At 72.7% G+C, this 22239-nt stretch carries 17 protein-coding genes and 1 pseudogene; 13 read left to right on the forward strand and 5 right to left on the reverse strand.

From position 1 onward, the window contains the following. Positions 1-74: 74 nt before the first annotated feature. The 9 genes from AB0F82_RS00745 (at position 75) to AB0F82_RS00785 (ending at position 14301) form a co-directional block, all read left to right on the forward strand. Positions 75-1736, forward strand: a complete 1662-nt coding sequence (locus AB0F82_RS00745) for a peptidase M23 (protein ID WP_362622255.1) — start codon at positions 75-77, stop codon at positions 1734-1736. Between the two features lie 265 nt (positions 1737-2001). Beyond that, a complete protein-coding gene (locus tag AB0F82_RS00750) occupies positions 2002-3516 on the forward strand; it encodes a peptidoglycan DD-metalloendopeptidase family protein (protein WP_362622257.1) in 1515 nt (504 codons plus the stop codon). Between the two features lie 40 nt (positions 3517-3556). Beyond that, a complete protein-coding gene (locus tag AB0F82_RS00755; protein WP_362622260.1) occupies positions 3557-5623 on the forward strand; it encodes a family 43 glycosylhydrolase in 2067 nt (688 codons plus the stop codon). Positions 5624-5926: 303 nt separating this feature from the next. Beyond that, a complete protein-coding gene (locus AB0F82_RS00760) occupies positions 5927-6739 on the forward strand; it encodes an FHA domain-containing protein (RefSeq protein WP_362622262.1) in 813 nt (270 codons plus the stop codon). Further along, entirely contained in the window at positions 6736-8184 is a 1449-nt protein-coding gene (locus AB0F82_RS00765) for a serine/threonine-protein kinase (protein ID WP_362622265.1), read from the forward strand. Before AB0F82_RS00760 ends, AB0F82_RS00765 begins: the two co-directional genes overlap by 4 nt. Positions 8185-8617: 433 nt before the next feature. Beyond that, positions 8618-10075, forward strand: coding sequence for a xanthine dehydrogenase small subunit (locus tag AB0F82_RS00770; protein ID WP_362622268.1), 1458 nt, complete (start codon positions 8618-8620; stop codon positions 10073-10075). Further along, positions 10072-12471, forward strand: a complete 2400-nt coding sequence (gene xdhB / locus AB0F82_RS00775; RefSeq protein ID WP_362622270.1) for a xanthine dehydrogenase molybdopterin binding subunit — start codon at positions 10072-10074, stop codon at positions 12469-12471. Before AB0F82_RS00770 ends, xdhB begins: the two co-directional genes overlap by 4 nt. Before the next feature lies 1 nt (position 12472). After that, positions 12473-13354, forward strand: coding sequence for a xanthine dehydrogenase accessory protein XdhC (gene xdhC / locus AB0F82_RS00780; protein ID WP_362623376.1), 882 nt, complete (start codon positions 12473-12475; stop codon positions 13352-13354). A 203-nt stretch (positions 13355-13557) separates the two neighbouring features. Beyond that, positions 13558-14301, forward strand: coding sequence for a class I SAM-dependent methyltransferase (locus tag AB0F82_RS00785; RefSeq protein WP_362622273.1), 744 nt, complete (start codon positions 13558-13560; stop codon positions 14299-14301). A 103-nt stretch (positions 14302-14404) separates the two neighbouring features. Here AB0F82_RS00785 and AB0F82_RS00790 read toward each other — a convergent pair whose 3' ends face one another. From AB0F82_RS00790 to AB0F82_RS00800, 3 genes are read right to left on the reverse strand one after another with little or no spacing between them, the layout of a single operon-like run. Continuing rightward, positions 14405-15379, reverse strand: coding sequence for a phosphotransferase family protein (locus AB0F82_RS00790; protein WP_362622276.1), 975 nt, complete (start codon positions 15377-15379; stop codon positions 14405-14407). Positions 15380-15388: 9 nt separating this feature from the next. Beyond that, positions 15389-15790 carry a hypothetical protein gene (locus AB0F82_RS00795; protein ID WP_362622279.1) on the reverse strand — a complete coding sequence of 134 codons (402 nt, stop codon included), beginning with the start codon at positions 15788-15790 and terminating at the stop codon, positions 15389-15391. Positions 15791-15842: 52 nt separating this feature from the next. Next, positions 15843-16247: a hypothetical protein gene (locus AB0F82_RS00800; RefSeq protein WP_362622282.1), complete on the reverse strand. Its 405-nt coding sequence runs from the start codon at positions 16245-16247 to the stop codon at positions 15843-15845. A gap of 409 nt (positions 16248-16656) precedes the next feature. On the opposite strand from AB0F82_RS00800, the gene AB0F82_RS00805 reads away from it, so the two are divergent. Both AB0F82_RS00805 and AB0F82_RS00810 read left to right on the forward strand, forming a co-directional pair. Then, positions 16657-16992, forward strand: a complete 336-nt coding sequence (locus AB0F82_RS00805) for an SAV_915 family protein (protein WP_362622285.1) — start codon at positions 16657-16659, stop codon at positions 16990-16992. A 101-nt stretch (positions 16993-17093) separates the two neighbouring features. Further along, positions 17094-17299 (forward strand): annotated as a pseudogene (locus AB0F82_RS00810) (diaminopimelate decarboxylase); the annotation flags it as partial. Between the two features lie 6 nt (positions 17300-17305). On the opposite strand, the gene AB0F82_RS00815 reads toward AB0F82_RS00810, so the two are convergent. After that, entirely contained in the window at positions 17306-17728 is a 423-nt protein-coding gene (locus AB0F82_RS00815) for a MarR family winged helix-turn-helix transcriptional regulator (RefSeq protein ID WP_362622287.1), read from the reverse strand. A 188-nt stretch (positions 17729-17916) separates the two neighbouring features. Here AB0F82_RS00815 and eno point away from each other — a divergent pair, with 188 nt between their 5' ends. Together eno and AB0F82_RS00825 are read left to right on the forward strand one after the other, a co-directional pair. Beyond that, complete coding sequence (gene eno, locus AB0F82_RS00820) at positions 17917-19224, forward strand: phosphopyruvate hydratase (protein WP_362622289.1); 1308 nt, start codon at positions 17917-17919, stop codon at positions 19222-19224. Between the two features lie 212 nt (positions 19225-19436). After that, the gene (locus tag AB0F82_RS00825) at positions 19437-20603 is read left to right on the forward strand and encodes a hypothetical protein (protein ID WP_362622291.1); all 1167 of its coding nucleotides are present in this window, start codon (positions 19437-19439) and stop codon (positions 20601-20603) included. A gap of 162 nt (positions 20604-20765) precedes the next feature. Here AB0F82_RS00825 and AB0F82_RS00830 read toward each other — a convergent pair whose 3' ends face one another. After that, complete coding sequence (locus tag AB0F82_RS00830) at positions 20766-22055, reverse strand: extracellular solute-binding protein (RefSeq protein WP_362622294.1); 1290 nt, start codon at positions 22053-22055, stop codon at positions 20766-20768. Between the last annotated feature and the right edge of the window lie 184 nt (positions 22056-22239).

Here is a 22239-nt window from a genome sequence, read left to right on the forward strand (position 1 = left end):
CGTCGGCCGCCGGCGACCGGACAGGACCGGCCGGCAGCGCCGGGCACTCCACGACGCGACGAAAAGGGCACACCATGTCGAGAATCGGCTTATGCCGCATGTTCACCGGACTGGCCGTCATGGCCGGGGTCTGGGCCCTGGTCATCGCGATGACCAGCTCGCCCGCCATGGCCGGGCAAGGGCCCCTTCCGGGCCCGGACGGCCAACGCGCCGGCGTCTCCCGCTATTTCGGCGGCCCGCAGGGCTTCGCCATTCCGACCGTCCCCTGTGACCCGGCCGGACCGTCGGCCGCCGACGGCGTCATGGCCGATCAGCTCAACCCGCAGCTGCACGCCAAGATGGCCGGCTACCTGAACGGCTACAAAATGTCCTGCGCGCGGATGGTCACGCAGGCGGTGAAGGACCGGGGGCTGGGTCCGCGCGCCGCCGCGATCGCCATCGCCACGATCATCGTGGAAAGCAGCATGAACAACTACGCACAGGCCGTCGACTACACCAGCCTCGGCCTGTTCCAGCAGCAGGACTGGTGGGGTACGCGGGAGGAGCGCCTGAACCCGGCCCACGCCACGAACGCCTTCCTCGACGCGATGGAACAGCAGTATCCGGGCGGCTCGTGGAACGACGAGGCGATCGGCGAGGTGTGCTGGCACGTCCAGCGGCCCCGGGAGGACCTGCGCGGCCTGTACGCGATCGAGGCGGACGACGCGACGCTCATCGCCAACGCCCTGTGGTCCGGTATGAGCAGCGGCCCCCGGCACCCCTACGCCTCGGGCCGGGTGGTGTCCGGGCGGTCCGCGGACGGACGCCTGGAGGCGTTCGCCGCCGGCGCCGACGGCGTCTACCACTCGTGGCAGACCGCGGTGAACGGCGACTGGTCGCAGTGGCGGTTCGCGGGCGGTCCGCGCAACGCGCAGCTGGCCGTGGCGGCCAACGCGGACGGGCGCCTGGAGCTGTTCGCCCTGTCGGACAGCACCTTCGACCACATGTGGCAGACGGCGCCCAGTGCGGGCTGGTCCACCTGGGAGAACTTCGGCGGCGGAGGCCACCGCCTGGCAGCGGGCAGCAACGCCGACGGCCGCATCGAGGTGTTCGCCTCCAACCCCGACGGGGTCTTCCACCGCTGGCAGAGCGCGCCCAGCGGCGGTTGGGCCGGCTGGGAAGGCACCGGCGGCGGCCCGGCCAACGCGCGGCTGGCCGTCGAGAACGCCCCCGATGGCCGCCTCGAGGTCTTCGCCCTGTCGGACTCGACGTTCGAGCACCTCTACCAGACCGGCGCCAACGGCGGCTGGTCCGCCTGGGAGAACTTCGGCGGCGGCGGACACGCCGTGACCGCCAGCCACAATCAGGACGGCAGGCTGGAGGTGTTCGCGTCCAACGCGAACGGTGTGTTCCACCGCTGGCAGACGAGCCCGACCTCCTGGTCGCAGTGGACGGGCACCGGCGGGATCGCCAACGCCGAGCTGACCACCTCCCGGTCGGTCGACGGCCGCGTGGAGGTGTTCGCGATCAATGCCGGCGCCGCGAGCCACGCCTGGCAGACCGGCCCGAACGCCGCGTTCTCGCCGTGGGTGGACTTCGGCGGCGGCGGCACGGCGGTCGGTGCGGGCAACAACGCGGACGGCCGCATCGAGGTCTTCGGCACCAGCCACGCCGGCGTCTACCACCGGTGGCAGACCGGGTTCGCAAGCTGGTCGGAGTGGGGCTGGCTGAACGGTTCCGGCCCCGCGGTCAACTAGTCAACCGGACGCCCCCGCAGCCGCCGCCCGTACGCCGCCGCCGGAGCCCGGCCCGTCCGTCGGGCCCCGGCGGCCCGTCCATCGGGCCCCGGCCGTGGTCACGCAGTCCGGAAGCGCCGGTTCGGCCGGCGGTGCCCCGCGGACCCGCCCTAGCGGACCGGCTGCCGGCTGTCAGTCCGTAACCTTCCGGGGTCTCCCGCTCCGGCGCCGTTGCTACCTTCCAGACCGTTCGCACGCCCGGACCGCCGAGGGGGAGGAGCGTCCCGTGCTTCCAAAACCATTCCGACGCGCACTGCACTGTGTTCTCGCGGCGACAGCCGCCCTGCTGCCGGCCCTGTTGGTGAGCACCACTCCGGCCGCGGCCCGGCCCGCCGAGCTCACCGCGGCGTGCCCGGCGGCAGGGTTCGTGTCCCAGCACTTCCACAGCGGCCACAACGGCGTCGACATCGCCAACAACGTGGGCACGCCGATCTACGCCGTGGGCGACGGCGAGGTGACCATCTCCGGGTACACCGGCGACTACGGCCAGTGGATCCGCGTCCTGCACCCCGACGGGAGGATCTCCGAGTACGGGCACATGACCCGGCGGGACGTCTCCGTCGGCGACCGCGTCGCGGCCGGCCAGCAGATCGCGCTGATGGGCGCCGAGGGGAACTCCACCGGCCCCCACCTGCACCTGCGGATCTGGGGAGACCCGTCCACCTCGTACGGCATCGACCCCGAGGCCTACCTGGCGGAGCGCGGCGTGGTGCTGCCCTGTACGCCGGGCAGCGGTCCGCGGCCCAAGCCCCCGGTGCACCCGGCCGAGTCGGGCCGGGTGGTGTCGGCACGCTCGGCGGACGGACGTCTGGAAGTGTTCGCGGCCGGCGCCGACGGCGTGCACCACGCCTGGCAGCAGGAGGTCAACGGCAGCTGGTCGGCCTGGGAGCCGCTCGGCGGACCGGGCGGCGGCGCCGAACTGGCCATCGCGCCGAACGCGGACGGACGCCTGGAGGTGTTCGCCGTCAACGGGAGCACCTTCCAGCACCGCTGGCAGCTGTCCCCGTCGGGCGGCTGGTCGAACTGGGAGGCCTTCGGCGGCGGCGGCAAGGACACCGCCGCCGGCGTGAACGCCGACGGCCGCATCGAGGTCTACGCCTCCGGACCGGTCGGGCTCTTCCACCGGTACCAGACGGCCGCGAACGGCGGCTGGTCCGAGTGGGAGCCCGCCGGCGGCCCCGCCGACAGCCGTGTCGAGATGGAGAAGGCACCGGACGGTCGTCTGGAGGTGTTCGCGCTCAACGGCACCACCTTCCAGCACCAGTACCAGACGGCGCCCGGTGGAGGGTGGTCCGCATGGGAGGACTTCGGTGGCGGCGGCCACGACCTGACCGTCGACCGCAACGCCGACGGCCGCCTTGAGGTGTTCGCCTCCGGGCCGGTGGGCGTGTTCCACAAGTACCAGGCAGGGCCTACTAGTTGGTCGCAGTGGGAGCCGACCGGCGGTCCCGCGGACGCGCAGCTCACCAGCGAACGCACCCCGGACGGCCGCGTGGAGGTCTTCGCCGTCAACGCCGTCACCGCGATGCACACCTGGCAGACCGCCCCGAACGCACGCTACGGCGAGTGGGCCGCCTTCGGCACCGGCGGCACCGAAGTCACGGCGGCCGCCAACGCCGACGGCCGCATCGAGGTCTTCGCCTCCGGCCGCGCCGGCACCTACCACAAATGGCAGACCGGGTTCGCGACCTGGTCGGAGTGGATGTGGGTCAACGACGGGGCCGGCCCCGCCCTCGACTGATCCGCGCCCGTGCCCGCCCGCCCTTCCGACTGGAGAGACCATGCTTCCGATCAGCAGGCGGACCCTGTTGAAGGGTGCCGCCGGGGCGGGCACGCTCCCGCTCCTGGGCGCCGGCCGTGCCACGGCCGGGGCCGGAACAGAGCCAGGGCCAGGGACCGGGACGGGGACCGCGGGGGACGCCACGCCCCGCCAGTGGGTCGGCGCGGGCCCCTTCGCATACGTCCACGACCCCGCCACCGCCGCCGGCCCCCGCTACCTCAACGACCACACGCTGATCAAGGCCGGCGGCCGCTGGCACCTGTTCGGCATCGTCGGAAACAGCGCGCCCCGCGGCGAATCCCCGGACAGCTCGGCGGAGACGTCCTTCGCGCACGCCTCCGCGCCGAGCCCGCACGGACCGTGGACCACCCACCCCGACGCGCTCACCGTCGACCCGTCCTACTTCGGCGAGGAACACCTCTGGGCGCCGCACGTCGTCGAGGCGGACGGCAGGTACTGGATGTTCTACGCCGCGGGTGGCGCGCGTGGCGCCGCGATCAACCTCGCCACGTCCACCGACCTGTTCACCTGGACCCGTGAGCCGTCCGGCCCGCTGTTCCGGGGGCTCGCGGCGCGTGACCCGATGGTGCTGCGGGTCGGCGGCGAGTGGGTCATGTACTACACCGAAGTCGCGGGCGCGGGCGGCCGCCACGTCGTGGCCCACCGCCGTTCCGCCGACCTCCTGCGCTGGAGCGAACCGGGTGTCGCGTTCACCGACGCGAGCACCGACGCGACGGTGTCGGTCACGGAGTCGCCGTACGTCGTCGAACGCGGCGGCTGGTACTACCTGTTCGTCGGGCCGCGGGGCGGATACGAGGGCACCGACGTGCTGGCGTCCCGGGATCCCTTCCGCTTCGAACTCGCCGGAGACGCGGGGCACGTACCCGGTCACGCCGTCGAGGTGGTCGCCGACGGGGAGCGGTGGTACGCCACCGCCGCGGGCTGGTTCCGGCACGGGCTGTACGTGGCACCCCTGCACTGGCGGGACACGCCACCGCCGTGGCAGAGCCCGGACCATCCGGTGGCCGGGCTCGACGCCGACGGCCGCCTCACGGTGTTCGCGCTCGACGCCTCGGACCTGTCGGTGCTGCGGCGGGTCCAGCTCGATCCGGACGCCGACACCTGGTCGCGGTGGGAGACCTTCGGCGGGCCGGCCGGCGCCGTACCGACGCTCGGCCGCGACGCCGACGGCCGGCTGGAGGTGTTCTCGCTCGCGCCGGGCGGGGCGAACCTGCACCACCGGGCGCAGCGGCCGGACGGCGGCTGGTACGCATGGGAGGAGTTCGGCGGCCCGGCCGGAGCCGCCCCCGCCGTGGCCCGGGACGCCGACGGCCGACTGGAGGTCTTCGCCCTGAGTCCCGGCGGCGCCTCCGTCGCACGGCGCCGGCAGCGGACACCCGGGGCACCGGCCTGGGAGCCGTGGGAGCCCGGATTCGGCGGGCCCGCGGGCGCACCGCCGGTGGTCGCGGCCAACGCCGACGGCCGGCTGGAGGTGTTCGCACTCGCACCCGGCGGCGCCGCGATCGACCACCGGTGGCAGGAGGCCCCGGGCGGCCCCTGGACCGCCGCCTGGCACCGGTTCGGCACGGCGGCCGGCGCGGCCCCGCGGGTGGCGCGGGACGGCAGCGGCCGGCTGACCGTCACCGCGATCGGACCGTCGGGCGTGGGGACCTTCCACCGGCGGCAGACCGTGCCCAGCGGCGGCTGGGACGCATGGCTGCCCATGTTCGGCTGGAGCGCGGCCGCTCCGGCGCTGTCCGTCAACGCCGACGGCCGGCTGGAGGCGTTCTCCCTGACGCCCGGCGGCGCCCGTCTGGACCACCGCTGGCAGGTCGCTCCGGGCGGGGACCCGGCACCCGGCGGGGAGTTCGGCGAGCCCGGTGTCCGGCTCGCCGCCACCCCCACGGCCGTGCTCGACCCGGCCGGGCGGACCCACGTCTTCGCCGTGACCGCCGAGGGCCGGCTGCGGACCCGCGTCCAGGCCCGGCCGAGGGGCGGGTGGCGGCCGTGGTCGGCCTTCGGTGATCGCACGGTCGCGCCCCTCGCGTCGGGCAGTCCCGCGCTCTGACCAGGGCGTCCGGATCTCGCCACCCGCACAGGGAAAACAGGGGCGAGGACGCGCCGCGAAGCCCTCGAAGCGGCGTTCCGCCCCTTTGTGACACGGTGACTTTGCCCACTGTGGGCGGCTCGACGCGGCCTGCGCGCCCGCCGCAGCGGGCCAGATCCCGGCGCCCCGGCCGTCGCCGTCCGCGAACCGCCGCCCCCGTCGGCGGCCCCGGCCGAAGTGGCCGAAGTACGCCGGTCAACTCCCCCGTGAGGTGAGTATCGTTCCGCACGTCCGGCAAGTGCGACGCGTGGAACAGGGGGAACGGTGAGCGGCGTAGTCGTCCATCTGCCGCGGGGAAGCGGTGGCACCGGCGGCGGCGCACCGTGCGGCGAACCGGTGACCCTGCGGCTCGGCCCGGGCGAGGTCGCCCGCTTCGGGCGGGGCTCCACCGCGGTACCCGTCGAGCTGCGCCTCGCCGACGCGGCGATCTCCCGGCTCGCCGGTGAGATCCGCGTGACCGACGACCACTGGCAGCTGACGAACCACAGCAGCACCCACAGCTATCTGGTGGAGAACCCGGAGGGCGCGGGGGAATACCTGAGGGTTCCGCCGCGACGGGTGGGGGCGCCCGTCCCGTTCGAGTTCGCGCGCGTGGTGCTGCCCGCCCGCGGCGACGTCCCCGTCTCCTTCCAGGTGTTCGCGCCCGACCACGTCTATCTGGACCCGGAGGCCATGGGCGTCCCCTGGGGCAACCGCACGGTCACCGCGTACTCCCTGGACGAGACGGCCACCTACTTCCTCGTCCTCGTCGCGCTCTGCGAACCGCGCCTGCGCGACCAGTCCCGCGTGGCGGTACCCACCACCCCGCAGATCGTCGAGCGGCTCAGGCCGCACCCCGCCTGCGGCGCTCTCACCGCGCGGGCGGTCAGCTCGCACATCGACTACCTCGCCGACGAGAAGCTCCGCATCGGGGTCCTGGACCACCCCGCCGAGCACGGCAGGGGCGAACGCCGCAACGGCAAGCGGGAGGAGATCGTCGGGCTCGGGCTGCGGTTCGGGCTCGTACGGGAGGAACACCTCGCGCTGTTGCCGCCCCTGACGGGGGCTCGCGGGCGGGAGCGGCAGGCCGGGCGATGACTGCACGGCTCGGCCTGGGCGGTACGACCGAGTGCGACCGCGCGGACCTGCTCCCGCCCGGCTACCGGGTGGGGAGCTGGGTGGTCACCGAGCTGATCGGGTCCGGAGGCTGGTCCACGGTCTACGCGGCGCGGCCGGCCGACGTACTCCCGGCCCGCGCTCCCGCCGGCGGCCGTCCCGGCCCCGCCGAGGTGGCGCTCAAGATCATGCCGACCGCCGTTCTCGCGCCGCGCCAGGCGCGCAGGATCGTGGAGTCCGCCCGCCGCGAGGTCGAACTCGGGCGCCGTCTGGGGCATCCACGCCTGATCGGCTTCCTGGAGACCTTCGTGCTCCGCGCACCGGACCGGCCCGCCCTGGACGGGGCGATCGTGCTGGTCATGGAGAGGGCCGCGGCCAGTCTGCGGGAGCTGGTCGACGCCGGGGTGCCCGAGGCCGAACGGGGCCGGCTGATCGCGCAGATCTGCGAGGGGCTCTCCCATCTCCACCGTTCGGGCTGGGTCCACGCCGATCTCAAGCCGGAGAACGTCCTGCTCGGCGCGGACCGCTCCGTGAAACTCTCGGACTTCGGCCTCGCCACCGAGCTGACGGGGACGCACGGTTACGCGCCGCCCATGGGCACCCTGGACTACCTCCCGCCCGAGCGCTGGCGGGCGCCCCTGGGGGAACTCGGCGTACTGGTCCGGCCGACCGCCGACATCTGGGCGCTGGGCATCGTCATCCATGAGGTGTTCACGTCCGGAGGCTCTCCGTTCGCCGGTGCCACCCCCGTGGCACGGGGCGCGGCGGTCCAGGAGTACGGCGCGGGCCGTGCCCCGCTGCGCCTGGACCACGCCCTGCCGCCGTTCTGGCGCGACCTGGCCGCCGACTGCCTCGCCCCGACGCACGCGGCGCGCGCCCCGCACACCGCCGACAGCCTGCTCGCCCGTATCTCCGCCGCCCGGCAGGGGATGCCGGGGGCGGAAGCGGCACCGGGGGCGGGAAGGCGGCAGGGCGGCCGGGCCCGCACCGCCGTACTGGCCACCGCGCTCTGCGGCATCGCCGGGGCGGCCCTGTGCGCGGACGGGGTACGCGCGGGCTCGTACGCTCCGCCCGGCCGTACGGGCGCGGTGACCGGCACGGTCCGGGTGTTCAACGCGGAGCGGGGCTGCCAGGAGCGGTCCGACCGGGACCAGCAGTGCAGCCTGGGCCTGGCGATCGATCCCCGGAAGCCGTACGCCGCGCAGAACGTCGTGGCGACCCGGGTGTGGCACGGCGACGTCCTCGCCGCCGAGTGCGAGCTGGCCGACGGCCGGCCCATCATCGACGAGGAGGACCGGCATTCCACCCGCTGGTACCGCGTCCGTCTCCCCGCCGGCTCCGCGCAGTCCACGGCGTGGCTCCCCGCCGTACGGACCAAGGACCGGCCGTCGCTGCCGGGGTGCCCGCACCCCGCCGCCGTACAGTGACGCCGCCACCGAAGGGAATGCGGGCTCCGCTGGTTCCGCGTAGGAATACCGGCCGGTCGCGGTGGCCGGCTTTCGTGCAATGCACCGACAAGTGCTTGACCGATGAAGCTGCGGCAACGTAACTTCGACCGCACCCGCTCGTGAGCTGCTGGAAGGAGGCGAAACCGGATGTCGACCATCTCCGGCCTGATTCGCCTCGCACACCAGATCGCCTGGGCTCCGGGTCGTGTAGCCCACGGCTGCTGAGCAGCCCCCTCGTCGGCGTGCCCCATTGCGGCCCCGGCACCTTCTCATCTATGTCACCACTTACGGCACGCCGTCGCGTGCCGAGGCGTCGCGCTGCGCGTTCCCGGGCCGCGACCACCGGAAGAGAAAGCTCTGAAATGGCGACTTGGACAGTCCGATCGACCGCGCGCCGAAATGAGGACGTGCCGTGGTAGCGGCGCGGATCACGGTCAATGGGAAAGAAACACCGATTTCCCCGGCGCCGCCCCACACCACGGTGCTCGATTTCCTCCGCGAGCGGGGCCTGACCGGTACCAAGGAAGGCTGCGCCGAGGGTGAATGCGGCGCCTGTTCGGTCCTGGTGGCCCGTCCCGGCGTGAACAAGCCCACCGACTGGGTGGCGGTCAACGCCTGCCTGGTCCCGGTCGCGGCGCTCGACGGGCAGGAGGTCGTCACCTCCGAGGGCCTCGCCGCCGCCGACGCATCCGGTACGCCGGCCGTGCTGCACCCCGTGCAGGAGGAGATGGCCGTCCGCGGCGGCTCCCAATGCGGTTACTGCACACCGGGGTTCGTCTGCAGCATGGCCTCCGAGTACTACCGGCCCGACCGCTGCGCGCATGCCGGCCGGGCCGACGGCTCCGAGCACGGTCCGAACGGCTTCGATCTGCACGCGCTGAGCGGAAACCTGTGCCGCTGCACCGGCTACCGCCCGATCCGCGACGCCGCGTTCGCCGTCGGCCTGCCCGCCGAGGACGACCCCCTGGCGCGGCGCCGCGAGCAGTCCCCGCCCGAACCGGTCGCCACCCGGTACACACAGGACGACAGCTCGTTCCTGCGGCCGGGCACCCTGGCCGACGCGCTGCGGCTGCTGCGCGAGCGGCCCGAAGCGGTGGTCGTCGCCGGCAGCACCGACTGGGGCGTCGAGGTCAACATCCGTTCCCGTCGCGCCGGTTGTGTGGTCGCGGTCGACCGGCTGCCCGAACTGCGGGAACTGCGCGTCGGATCCGACCACATCGAGATCGGGGCGGCGCAGACCCTCACGGAGATCGAACGCCGCCTCGACGGCAGCGTCCCGCTGCTGGCGGAGCTGTTCCCGCAGTTCGCGTCCCGGCTGATCCGCAACAGCGCGACCCTCGGCGGCAACCTGGGTACCGGCTCTCCCATCGGCGACAGCCCGCCGGTACTGCTCGCACTGGAGGCGTCCCTGGTGCTCGCCGACGCCGACGGCGAGCGCGAGGTACCCCTCCGCGACTACTTCACCGGCTACCGGCAGAGCGTGCGCCGCCCCGGCGAACTGATCCGCGCGGTGCGCGTCCCGCTGCCGCTGTCACCGGTCGCGGCCTTCCACAAGATCGCCAAGCGTCGTTTCGACGACATCTCCAGCGTCGCGGTGGCGTTCGCGCTCGACATCGAGGACGGGACCGTCCGCAAGGCGCGCATCGGCCTGGGCGGCGTGGCCGCCACCCCGATCCGCGCCCTCGCCACCGAGGCCGCACTGGAGGGCCGGCCCTGGACCGCGCGGACCGCCGAGGCTGCGGCCCGGGTGTTGCGGACCGAGGGCACGCCGATGGACGATCACCGCGCCAGCGCCGGATACCGCTCCGCGATGCTCGGCCAGAGCCTGATGAAGCTGTACGCGCGAACCACCGAGGCGGTGTCGTCATGAGCCATCTGTCCGAACGCCCCGAGAAGCCCGTCGTCGGCCTTCCGCTGCCGCACGAGAGCGCCGGCCTGCACGTCACCGGCGCCGCCCTGTACACCGACGACCTGGTCCACCGCACCAAGGACGTACTGCACGCCTACCCGGTCCAGGTCATGAAGGCCCACGGCACAATCACCGCGCTGCGCACCGGGCCCGCGCTCGCCGTGCCCGGCGTGGTCCGCGTACTGACCGGCGCCGACGTGCCCGGCGTCAACGACGCCGGGATGAAGCACGACGAACCGCTGTTCCCCGACACCGTCATGTTCCACGGCCACGCCGTCGCCTGGGTGCTCGGCGAGACCCTGGAGGCGGCCCGGCTCGGTGCGGCGGCCGTCGAGGTGGAACTCGACGAGAAGCCCTCCGTGATCACGTTGCGGGAGGCGATCGCGGCCGGGAGCTTCCACGGCGCCCGGCCCGTGATGGTGACCGGCGACGTCGACGCCGGCTTCGACGACTCCGCGCACGTGTTCACCGGCGAGTTCCACTTCTCCGATCAGGAACACTTCTATCTCGAGACGCACGCGGCACTGGCCCACGTCGACGAGAACGGGCAGATGTTCGTCCAGAGCAGCACCCAGCACCCCTCGGAGACGCAGGAGATCGTCGCTCACGTGCTCGGCCTGCACAGCCACGAGGTGACCGTGCAGTGCCTGCGGATGGGCGGCGGCTTCGGCGGCAAGGAGATGCAGCCCCACGGGTTCGCGGCAGTCGCCGCCCTCGGCGCCAGGCTGACGGGCCGGCCGGTCCGTGTACGGCTCAACCGCACCCAGGACCTGACCATGTCCGGCAAACGCCACGGCTTCCACGCCACGTGGAAGATCGGCTTCGACACCGAGGGACGCATCCAGGCCCTGGACGCCACCCTGACCGCGGACGGCGGCTGGAGCCTGGACCTGTCCGAGCCCGTGGTGGCACGGGCGCTCTGCCACATCGACAACACCTACTGGATTCCCAACGCGCGCGTCACCGGCCGCATCGCCAGGACCAACAAGGTCTCCAACACGGCCTTCCGCGGCTTCGGCGGACCGCAGGGCATGCTGGTGATCGAGGACATCATGGGCCGGTGCGCACCGCTCCTCGGCCTGGATCCCGTGGAGTTGCGCGAACGCAACTTCTACCGGCAGGGCCACTCGACGCCGTACGGGCAGCGGGTCCTGCACCCCGAGCGGATCTCCGCCGTCTGGCGCCAGGTCCACGACGACGCCGGCATCGCCGACCGCAAGGCCTCGATCGCGGCCTTCAACGCCGCGCACCCGTACACCAAGCGGGCTCTCGCGATCACCGGGATCAAGTTCGGGATCTCGTTCAACCTCACCGCCTTCAACCAGGCCGGCGCGCTGGTGCTGGTCTACAAGGACGGCTCGGTCCTGATCAACCACGGCGGCACCGAGATGGGGCAGGGCCTGCACACCAAGATGCTCCAGGTCGCCGCGACCACGCTGGGCATCCCGCTGCACAAGGTGCGGCTGGCACCCACCCGTACGGACAAGGTGCCCAACACCTCCGCCACCGCCGCCAGCGCCGGGGCAGACCTCAACGGCGCCGCGGTGAAGGACGCCTGCGAGCAGATCCGTGAACGGCTGCTCCAGGTCGCCGGCACCCAGCTGGGTGCCAACGCCTCGGACGTGCGCATCGTCGACGGCGTCGCGCGGGTCCTCGGCAGCGACGCGCAGGTGGCCTGGGACGACCTGGTGCGCACCGCGTACTTCCAGCGGGTCCAGCTGTCGGCGGCCGGCTTCTACCGGACCGAGGGCCTGCACTGGGACGCGAAGGTGTTCCGGGGTTCGCCGTTCAAGTACTTCTCCTACGGCGCTGCCGCGGCCGAGGTGGAGGTGGACGGTTTCACCGGCGCGTACCGGATCCGGCGGGTGGACATCGTGCACGACGTCGGCGACAGCCTCTCCCCCATGATCGACATCGGTCAGGTCGAGGGCGGCTTCGTGCAGGGCGCGGGCTGGCTGACGCTGGAGGACCTGCGGTGGGACGCCGGCGACGGCCCGAACCGCGGCCGGCTGCTGACGCAGGCTGCGAGCACCTACAAGCTGCCGAGCTTCTCGGAGATGCCGGAGGAGTTCAACGTCAGGCTGCTGGAGAACGCCACGGAGGAGGGTGCGGTCTACGGGTCCAAGGCGGTGGGCGAGCCCCCGCTGATGCTGGCCTTCTGCGTACGGGAGGCGCTGCGGCAGGCCGCCGCGGCGTTCGGGCCCGGCGGAATCAGCGTGGAACTCGCCTCCCCGGCGACGCCCGAGGCGGTGTACTGGGCGGTGGAGAAGGCCCGCAGCGGCGGCACGCGGCCCGGCGGGCACGCGCCCGACGGCAGCGGGGTCCCCGCCGAAGCAAGCGCCCTGAGCCATGCCTGACATGAGCTGGGTGGCCGCGGTCGCGCGGTTGCGGGCGCGCCGGGAACCCGGCGTGCTCGTGACCGTCGCGACCGTACGCGGACACGCGCCCCGACGGGCCGGTGCCAAGCTCGTCGTGGGGCGCACCGAGACGTGGGGGTCGATCGGCGGCGGGAACATCGAGGCCGTGGCCGTCGACCGGGCGCGCGAGCTGACCGGCGCGGCCGATACGGAGCCGGAACTGATGGAGTTCGCCCTCAACGACAAGGTCACCGGCCCGCACGGCCTGCAGTGCTGCGGCGGCGCCGTCACGGTGCTGCTCGAACCGCTGCCGGTGGTCGAGGCCGTGGCGGTCTTCGGCGTCGGGCACGTCGGCCTGGAGCTGGCACGCATCCTGGCCCGCCAGGACCTCGACCTGCACCTGATCGACACCCGCCCGGAGATGCTCGCAGAGGAACGGCTCGGTGTGCTCGCGGACGCCGTGGCACAGGTCCACGTGCACCGCGCCCTGCTGCTTCCGGAGGAGGTGCTCGCGGAGCTGCCACCCGGCGCCCACGTCCTGATCATGACCCACGACCACGCGGAGGACGCCGCGCTGTGCGACGCCGCCCTGCGCACCGCCGGGCTGGGCTCGATCGGCCTGATCGGCTCGTCGGCGAAGTGGTCGCGGTTCCGCCGGCGCCTGGCGACCGAGGGCGGCCACGCCCCCGCCGCGATCGACCGGATCAAGACGCCGATCGGGATCTCGGGGATCACCGGGAAGGAGCCCGCCACGATCGCGGTGAGCGTGGCGGCGGACCTGCTCCGGACGTTCGAACAGGACCGCGGCCGGGCCCCCGAACCGGAAGCGGTGACGACCTTTCCGCACGCTCCGTCCGCCGAGCCGCTGGCCGCTGGCCGGTAGCCGGTAGCCGGTAGCCGGTAGCGCCGAGCGGGTGCCGGCTACGCCCTGGCCCGCCGTAGACGATGCCGGGACGATGCCGGGATCTTTGTCGGTTCTGCCAGTACGGGAGGCCGCCCGGCCCCGTAGAGACTTCCTGGCAGGAGCCGCGACGCACCCCCGGGGGGGGCGTGGCCCGAGAACAGCGAAACGGGGAGGACATCACCATGAGCGCGCAGCAGCAGTACGACGAAATCGGCGAGGCCTACGAGGGGTTCAAGGCCCTGCCCCTGGAGCAGTACGTGGTGGTACCCAGCTTCCTGGCCCTGGTCGGGGACGTGCGCGGGAAGTCGGTCATCGACCTGGCGTCGGGAACCGGCTTCTACAGTCGGGAGTTCAGGCGGCGCGGCGCCGCGGAGGTGCTCGGCATCGACATCTCCGGTGAAATGGTCGCCGTGGCACAGCAGTTGGAGGAGCGTGATCCGCTGGGCGTGCGCTACGAGGTCGGCGATGTCGCCGACCTGCGGCCCATCGCGCAGCGCTTCGACGTCGCCCTGGCGGTCCAACTCCTCAACTACGCCGAGGATGTCGCCACCACGGAGCGGATGTGCCGCGCCCTGCACCGCAGCCTGAAGCCCGGTGGTGAGCTCTTCCTGCTCAACCAGTCGCCCGACTTCCGCTTCGACGGGCCCACCCCGGAGAGGTACGGCTTCCGCAGCGAACTCACCGGCGCGCAGGTCGAGACCGGGCCGCAGGTGCGGACGACGGCGCTGCTCGACCCGCCGGTCTCGTTCGTCGCCAACCTCCCGCGCCGGGAGGTGTACGAGAAGTGCCTGTCGGCGGCCGGATTCAGCGAGTTGGCCTGGGTGCCGCTGACGGTGTCGGAGGCGGGCAAGCGCGAGTTCGACGCGGAGTTCTGGGCGGACTTCCACGCCAACCCGCCGCTGGAGATGCTGCGCTGCCGCGCCTGACGTCGGCAGCGGGTCCGGAGCGCGCTCGGGGGTTCGACCCCCCTGAGGTGCTTGGCGGGGGAGCGGGCGGCGCTCAGGTCGCCCGCGCCCGGCCGCCGCTGCTTCAGGCACAGCGCTCGAACAGCGCCTCGATGTAGCCCTCCAGCCTGCCGGTCAGGACATCGGGTGTCAGGTCGACGCGGCCCAGTTCCCGCCAGGGAACGGCGACCTTCTCCGCGTCCGGGGCGAAGCCCAGCGCGTCCAGCAGCCGCCAGTAGAGATGGGCGCTGCCCTCGGCCAGGGTGCCGCCCGCGTCGACGTACCGGTCGGTGAAGCGCATGCCGGCGGGGACCCCGTGCAGGAGGGCGAGGGCCGTCGAGCAGTGGGCCACGTCCAGGTCTGCCGGCCCCCAGGAGGTCTCCACCCAGTCGACGACCCCGCTGATGCGGAGGCCACCGCCGCTGCCCGTGAAGAGGACGTTGCCGGGATGGAAGTCCCGGTGCAGGAAGCAGCCCTGATGGGCCGGCGGCTCCCGGCGGATGACGTCGACCGCCCGCCGCCAGAGCTCGGGCCGCTCGGTGGCAGCGGGCGGGGTCACCCGCTCGGGCGAGGTCCACGCCTGATAGGGCCGAGGGCGTTGCGCCGCGGTCACCGGCAGCCGATGGATGGAAACGAGTTGGCGGGCCAGCAGTTCTGCGCGGTCGTCGGCATCCTGATCGCCGAGGCGTACGGTCCCCGGCAGCAGGGTCATCAGCAGGGACGGGTGATCGCAGTGCTGCGCGGTCGCGTCCACGGCCGCGAGGGTGGCCGCGGGTACGTCCGTGCCGTCGAGTCGACGCAGGACGGCCGCCTCCCGGGTCAACAGCCCTTCTGCGTGCCGGACGTAGAAGGGTTTGACGAAGGACCGCAGGACGAGCGAGCGCCGACCGCCCGGTCCGGCGAGGTCCAGGCGGCGCATCTGAGACGTCCAGCCGCCGCGCAGCCGCACGACCTGCGCGATGCGCTCCCCCTCGACCAGCCCCTTCTCCACCCAGGAGCGCGTGGCTCCCCAGCCTTCGCCGTCATGTCCCTTGTCCATGGCCTCAGTTGCCTCACCCATGGGGGCAGGCTATCCGCCCCCGGGGAACGCATCCCTGTCACGAGGGGCGGAGGCCGGCCAGGTGCCGTGCTCGATGACGTACGCCACGGCACGGCCTGCCACGTCGAAGGCGACGGTGTCCCGGTCGGCGTAGCTGTCGACCTGGCCGTCGGCGAGCGCGTAGCCGCCGGAACAGCCCTCGGCACGCCGATCGACGAGGTGCTCACCCGCATCGCCTTCCCCGTCCCGCAGGACGACCATCGCGCGGTCGCCGTTGGTGACCACGGTCAAGAGCCGCCCCGTATCGCTCTCGAACCACGTCTCCTGACTCCCCCAGTCCCACCGGTGCCGAAGCAGCTGCCGGGCTTCCTCACCGGAGTAGGTGTGACCGGCGGATCCCCGCAGGTGCCAGCGGTGCGCAGTGGTGGTCAAGGTGCTGCTCCTGCCTCGGTCCGGTGTCCGGCCAGTGTGCAGGACGAAGAGATCACGGCAGGTGCTCCGGCGCCGGCGTCTGCGATCCGTGGCGGCCGATCGCACCGGTGCCGTGGGACAGCCGGCCGTGAAGCGCGGGACCGCCGGCGGCAACCGCCACGAACAGGAACCCCGCGGTGATCAATGCCGGCTCGGCGAACCACAGGCCTGCCAGCCAGTCGACGAGCAGTGCCACGCCCACCAGGAGCACTTTCGCCGCCACCAGACCGAAGAACAGCTTCCGGTCGAGCGTGGCCCTCCCGGCGCGGGCGAGACGGCGCCCGGCGAAGCGCCCGGTCACGCTGACGCACAGCACCACCACGAGGACGCGCAGCGCGTGCTCCCAGGCGGGCGCGTCCCCGCCGAGAATCCACACCGCACCCACGGCCGCGCCCGCTGCGGCATAGGCGGCGAGCATGCGAGCGGAACCTGAGCCGGAGCCGGAGCCGGTGCGCCCGTCCCGGACAGGAGTCTGCCCGGCACACGCTCGGGCGCTGTAGCTGGACATGTCTCACCTTTCATGACGCAAAGTGAAGAACCGTTACCTACGCTCACAAAAGAAATTGCACTTCGAGTGTCATATCTTTGGTGCGGCCAGTCAAGCCCCCGTGGACCCGGCGCCTGGAGCGCCGGCCATGACGGCTTCCTGGCGCCGCCCGGGGCGGGGGCGTCAGCGATCCGTATGGACTCGGGGCGTCGGCGTAAGGGGCTCGTTACGGAGCGGCCCGCAGCGGGGGTGGACGGGGACAGCTTCGTCGTCGCGCCCCGGACCGCCTCCCCGCATCCGGGGCCCCACCTGCCACTCGTGGTTCCCCTGGGAGGGCCACATGTGTTTGTTCCGGTACGACGGCGACCCCGAGCCCGAGGAACGGGTCCCGGCCGGACCCCTCTACGTGCCCGTCCGGCCGGGTACCGCGCAGGTGGTGCTCCGGCTGTTCCGCACCCCTCTGGGCGAGCGCACCGCCGTCGGATTCACCCGCCCCGATCTGCTGGCGGCGGCGCTCGGCGCGGGCCACCCGTGGATCCGGCTGTCCGAGTCCGCGCTCCGCGCGTTCGCCGCACCGCTCGGCCGGGGCCCTCTGACGATCGACCCGACCTTCACCGCTCCCGCTGTCACCCCGGTGCCGGCCCGGACGGCCGACGTCGCGGTCCGAGCCTTCTGAGGGGAGCCGCGATGACCACCACCGTCCTTTCCGAGGTCGCCACCGCCGCGGAGGACCTGTCCGTCTGGCCCGCGTCCACGCAGCGGCTCCCGCACGGCGGCCTGGCCGTCGGTGTGGCACTGCCCGGCGACGTCACCCAGGCGATCTGCTCGCCGTACCGGTGGCCGGCGCCTACCAGCTGTCCATGGCCTCGGGCTACAACCTGGCGGGCCGTCCCGCGGTCGTCGCGGTCGACGGGAGCGCGGCCCGGCCCCTGGTCAGGCGCGAGACGCTGGACGACTTCCGAAGCCGGGACATCGGCGCCTAGGAGGCCCTAGCGCGCGGCGAGCCGCTCCAGCAGGGCGGTACTCCGTGCCAGCAACGCGCGCTCCTCATCGGTGAGTTCGGCCTCGATGGCCTGGGCCAGCCAACCGGCCCTGCGGCCGCGCTCCGCTTCGAGGGCGGTCCGGCCCGCGTCCGACAGCTCGACCAGCGACTTGCGGCCGTCCGTGGGGTGCGGCCGGCGCGTGACCAGGTCCTGATCCATGAGCAGCCCCACTGCCCGGGCCATCGACTGGGGGCGTACGCGCTGATCGGCGGCGAGGTCGCTGGTGGTCATGGGGCCGTTGCGGTCGAGCGCGCCGAGTACGGCGGCCTGGCCGAGCGGGATGCGGTCCTCGTCCTTGACGCGCCGGATGAGCCTGCCCATCGCGATGCGCAGTTCCGCGGCGATGACGGCGGCTTCCGAGGAGGGCATAGGGCACTTTACCCCGTTGGCCAGCAAAGCTGTGCACCTGACCTGTACAGCAATACTGCGCAGCCGATCTGCACAGCCATGCTGTTCAGCGGAACTGAACAGCATGGCTGTATGGTTTCTCTCGTCGGGCCAGCGCCGGCGTCGTCGCAGCCCGGGCCACGGCACACGACCAACGGGGAGGAACCACCATGTCCACAAAGGCAGTCGAAACCGTCGGCGCCCGTATCGAGACCGTCATCGCCCGCCGGATCATCGACAGCCGGGGCAATCCCACGGTCGAGGTCGACGTCGTCCTGACGGACGGCTCCCTGGGGCGCGCGGCCGTCCCCTCGGGTGCCTCCACCGGCGCCCGGGAGGCCGTGGAGCTGCGCGACGGCGACTCCACGCGCTGGCACGGCAAGGGCGTCGACCGCGCCGTGGCCCACGTCAACGCGGAGATCGCGGCCGCCGTGCGCGGCCGGGACGCGGCGGACCAGGCGGGGCTCGACGCCGCGCTGGTCGCGCTCGACGGCACCGACACGAAGTCCCGGCTCGGCGCGAACGCCATTCTCGGCGTCTCCCTCGCCTCCGCCAAGGCCGCCGCGGTGGCCCACCGCCAGCCCCTCTACCGCTACCTCGGCGGCGCCGACGCCCACCTCCTGCCGCTGCCGATGATGAACATCGTCAACGGCGGGGCGCACGCCGACAATCCGCTCGACTTCCAGGAGTTCATGATCGCGCCCGTGGGCGCGGACACCTTCGCCGAAGCCGTCCGCATGGGCAGCGAGGTCTTCCACACCCTGCGCCGCGACCTGCTGGCCGCCGGGCACTCCACCGGGGTCGGTGACGAGGGCGGCTTCGCGCCCGCGCTGCGTACCGCCGAGGAGGCGCTCGACTTCGTGGTGGCCGCCATCGAGCGCAGCGGCTACCGGCCCGGCACGGACATCGGCCTGGTCATGGACCCGGCGTCGTCGGAGTTCTTCCGCGACGGGGTGTACGACTACGCCGGCGAGGGCGTGCGCCGGACGCCGTCCGAGCACGCCGACCACTTGGCCAAGCTCATCGACGCCTACCCGGTCCTCTCCATCGAGGACCCGATGGCGGAGAACGACCTGGAGGGCTGGCGCGAGTTGACCGCCCGCGTCGGCGACCGCTGCCAGCTCACCGGCGACGACGTGTTCTGCACCAATGAGGCGCTGCTGCGCGAGGGCATCCGTACGGGCGTCGGCAACTCGGTCCTGGTCAAGGTCAACCAGATCGGCACCCTGACCGAGGCGCTGGCAGCGGTGGCCACCGCCCACGAGGCGGGCTGGACGGCCGTCATGTCGCACCGCTCGGGCGAGACGGAGGACACGACCATCGCGGATCTGGCGGTGGCGACCGGCTGCGGCCAGATCAAGACCGGCTCGCTCTCCCGCTCCGACCGCACGGCAAAGTACAACCAGCTCATCCGGATCGAAGAGGAGCTGGGTGCCTCGGCGCGCTTCGCGGGCCGCTCCGCGCTCCGCCGGGCGTGAACGGCGCGCACCCCACAGCCCCGCAGGGCAAGCTCCGGTGGCAGGTCCTGAGGGGGACGGGGTCAGGGAATTGGTGCAAGGGCATGTACATCATGACAGGTCAGCGGCCTTTTTCGTAGGACGGAACGCACAGTTCGCGAGGCTTGTCCGGTCCGCTCCCCGACTCCCAGAATCTCCTTCGTGCATCACCCGGAGACTGGGGGAACATGGGGATGATCAATCACGACGCCGTTCTGCGTGCCCGCGTACTGCTGCTGGGTTCCGGCCGGCTGAGTGTGCTCGAACAGGTCGACGCGTACCGGGTTCTGGCTGAGGTCAGCCCGAAGGCGTATCTGCCGAAGCTCGTGGACGCGCTCCTCTTGATGAGCTACCGCACCCGGAACCCGGAGGTGGAACTGGCGCTGACCACCGAGGCGGTCGAGGCCGCCCGGAGGATCGAGGCCGGCCTGCCGACCCGGGCAGAACGGCTGCGCAGGGCCCTGAACGCCCACCAGAGGGCCCTGTTCGCCCTCGGACGCCGAGCGGAGGGACGCGCGGCCTGCGAGGAAATGGCCGCGGCCGGGAGCAACGGGCGGCTGGCGACGGCCCTGGCCGAGGAGGGACGCTTCCGGGAAGCCGCCGAACTCAACGAGAAGGCGGCCCGGAACGGCACACCCGAGATCTCTTTCTGGACCATGGTCGAGTGGGCCGCGAACCTGGAGGGCGCAGGCCTGCACGACGAGGCATCGGCCGTCTTCCGGGAACTTCTCGACGCCACCCGGCGCAAGGCCGCCGAGCAGAGGTCGGCGCTGGCCATACTCACCTGGGAATTGGTACACCTCTCCTGGATGCGTGAGGCCGCCGGGGACGGGGCGGATGCCGCAGCCACCCGGCAGGAAGCCCTGACCGTCCTGGAGGAGTTGGCGACGACGGGCGAGCCGAAGAACTGGAGCTGCATCCTCGGGTGGTGGGTCACCCTGTTCGCGCTGTCGGGGCGGGGCGGCGAACCGGCTGCGAGCACCGAGTCGCCCATGCCGGCGTTCGGCACCGACCTCGATTGCGTGAGCGCCCCGCGGGATGCCTTCCTCGGCACTCTGCCGCGGCTCGAAGCGGAGGCGGCGGAACTGCGCGAGGCCGGCCGCATGCCCGAAGCGGTCGACGTCCAGCGCAGGATCAGCATCCGCGCGGCCGTCCGCGAGGGCAACCGTCCCTACCAGTTCGGGGATCGGCTCACACCGTACTTCGACGAAGGCGTGGCGCTCGCCCGCCGCCTGCCCAACGACCCCGTGCGCCTCGCCCGGGCCTTGACGGACCGCTCGATGTTCCTCGTCGCCGCGCGAACCTTCGAACCCGCCTACGCCGACTTCGCCGAGGCCGTCACCCTCCTCGACCCCCGGTAGGGCGCGTCCTTCGGATCCGGCGGTCCTCCCCCGCGATCTCGTGGATCGGCGTGCCGTTCGCCGAGGCCTGCTCGGACAGGTCGGAGCACGGCCGCCGGGCGCACGGCCGCCGGGACCGTGAGGTTCCCGCGTGCCGTGCGCCCGACCGGGCCCGAAGCGCGGTCAGGTTCTGTCGGCGGCGGCCTGCTCCGCCTTGTGCGCAATGTCCTCCAGGACGGCCTTGGGGTCGCCGCCCGGGGCGACGGCGCGGCCGATGTTGCGCTTGATCGCGTCGCTGACCGCCACCCATGACGGGTCGTTCACCGGGTAGAGGCGGGCCGTCCGCAGCGCGCTCAGGAAGTCTTCGTCGGTCTGGCTGAGGCCGCCGCCGGCCGGGGTCCGCGCGGCGGAGGTGGTGGCCGGCAGCAGGTGGTAGCGGTCCACGAAGTCCGCCAGGTTCTTGTCCTGGTAGACGAACTCCAGGAACTTGCCTGTCTCGGCCCGCTTGCCGTTCTGCCTGAAGGCCACCATCCAGTCGGCCACGCCCACGGTCGGCGGGCTTTCGCCGCTGTCCAGCGAGTCCGAGACGGGCATGGCGACGGTGCCGACGTCGATCCCCTTCGCGGCCGCCTCGTGGGCGAGCGACGGGTAGCCGTTGAGCATGCCGACCTCGCCCCTCAGGAACGCGGCGAAGGCGTCCGCACGGTTCGTCTCGGACGGCGCAGTGGGCCCGACCAGTCCGGGCGTGACCAGGTTGTCCCTGACCCACTGCCAGGTGCGGACGTTCTCCTCGGAGTCCAGGCTGTAGCTGCCCCGCCCGTCGGCGTAGCCGCCGCCGTTGCTGAGCTCCCAGATCAGCGCCTCGGCATGTGCTTCCTCCGGGCCCAGGGGCAGGGCGTACGGGTACTTCACGCCCTTGTCCTTGAGCGCCTTGGCGGCGGCCTTGAGCTGGGACCATGTCCTGGGCGGCGCGGCGACGCCGGCCCTGGTGAAGAGCGCCTTGTTGTAGAACAGCAGACGGCTGCTCGCCACGAAGGGCAGGCCGTAGAGGCGATTGTCGAAGGTCCCCGCGTCGGCGAGCGGCTGGAGGAAGTTCGCCTCGGCGCCGACCGACAGGAGCTCTTCCGCGGAGTACAGCTTCCCCTGCGCGGCGAAGTCCGAGTAGGAGCCCATGAGCGCCACGTCGGGGGCCTCGCCCGCCTTGACCATGCGGGAGACCTCGCGGTCGATGTCCGCCCACGGCAGCAGCCGGACCTCGACCTCGATGCCGGGATTGGCGTCGGTGAACGCGCCGGTCACCTTCTCCCAGTAGGCCTTGGAACTGGTGGCCGGGGTGTCGCCGTACTCGGCGGCAACCAGGCGGAGCGTTCCGCCGTCACCCGCGCCGCCGCCAGGGACACCGCATCCGGACAGTTGCGGCAGGAGGCCGAGTACGAGCGCGGTGGCGGCCGGCCCGGAGATTCTTCGTCGCACGAGCGTATTCCCCTGATGTCGCTTCGATGTTGCCGCGCACGGACGCACCCTGCCAGGGGTGCCCTGCGGCCCGGTGGCCGGAATCATCTCCTGAGGTGGAGTGATTGATTCCGCTCGCGGAGCAGGTGTGGCCGAAGATCCAGGCCGGGGTCCGCCCGGTTGTGGCTTCCGACGACCGCCGACC

Source organism: Streptomyces virginiae (assembly GCF_040638905.1).
Classification (GTDB): domain Bacteria; phylum Actinomycetota; class Actinomycetes; order Streptomycetales; family Streptomycetaceae; genus Streptomyces; species Streptomyces virginiae_B.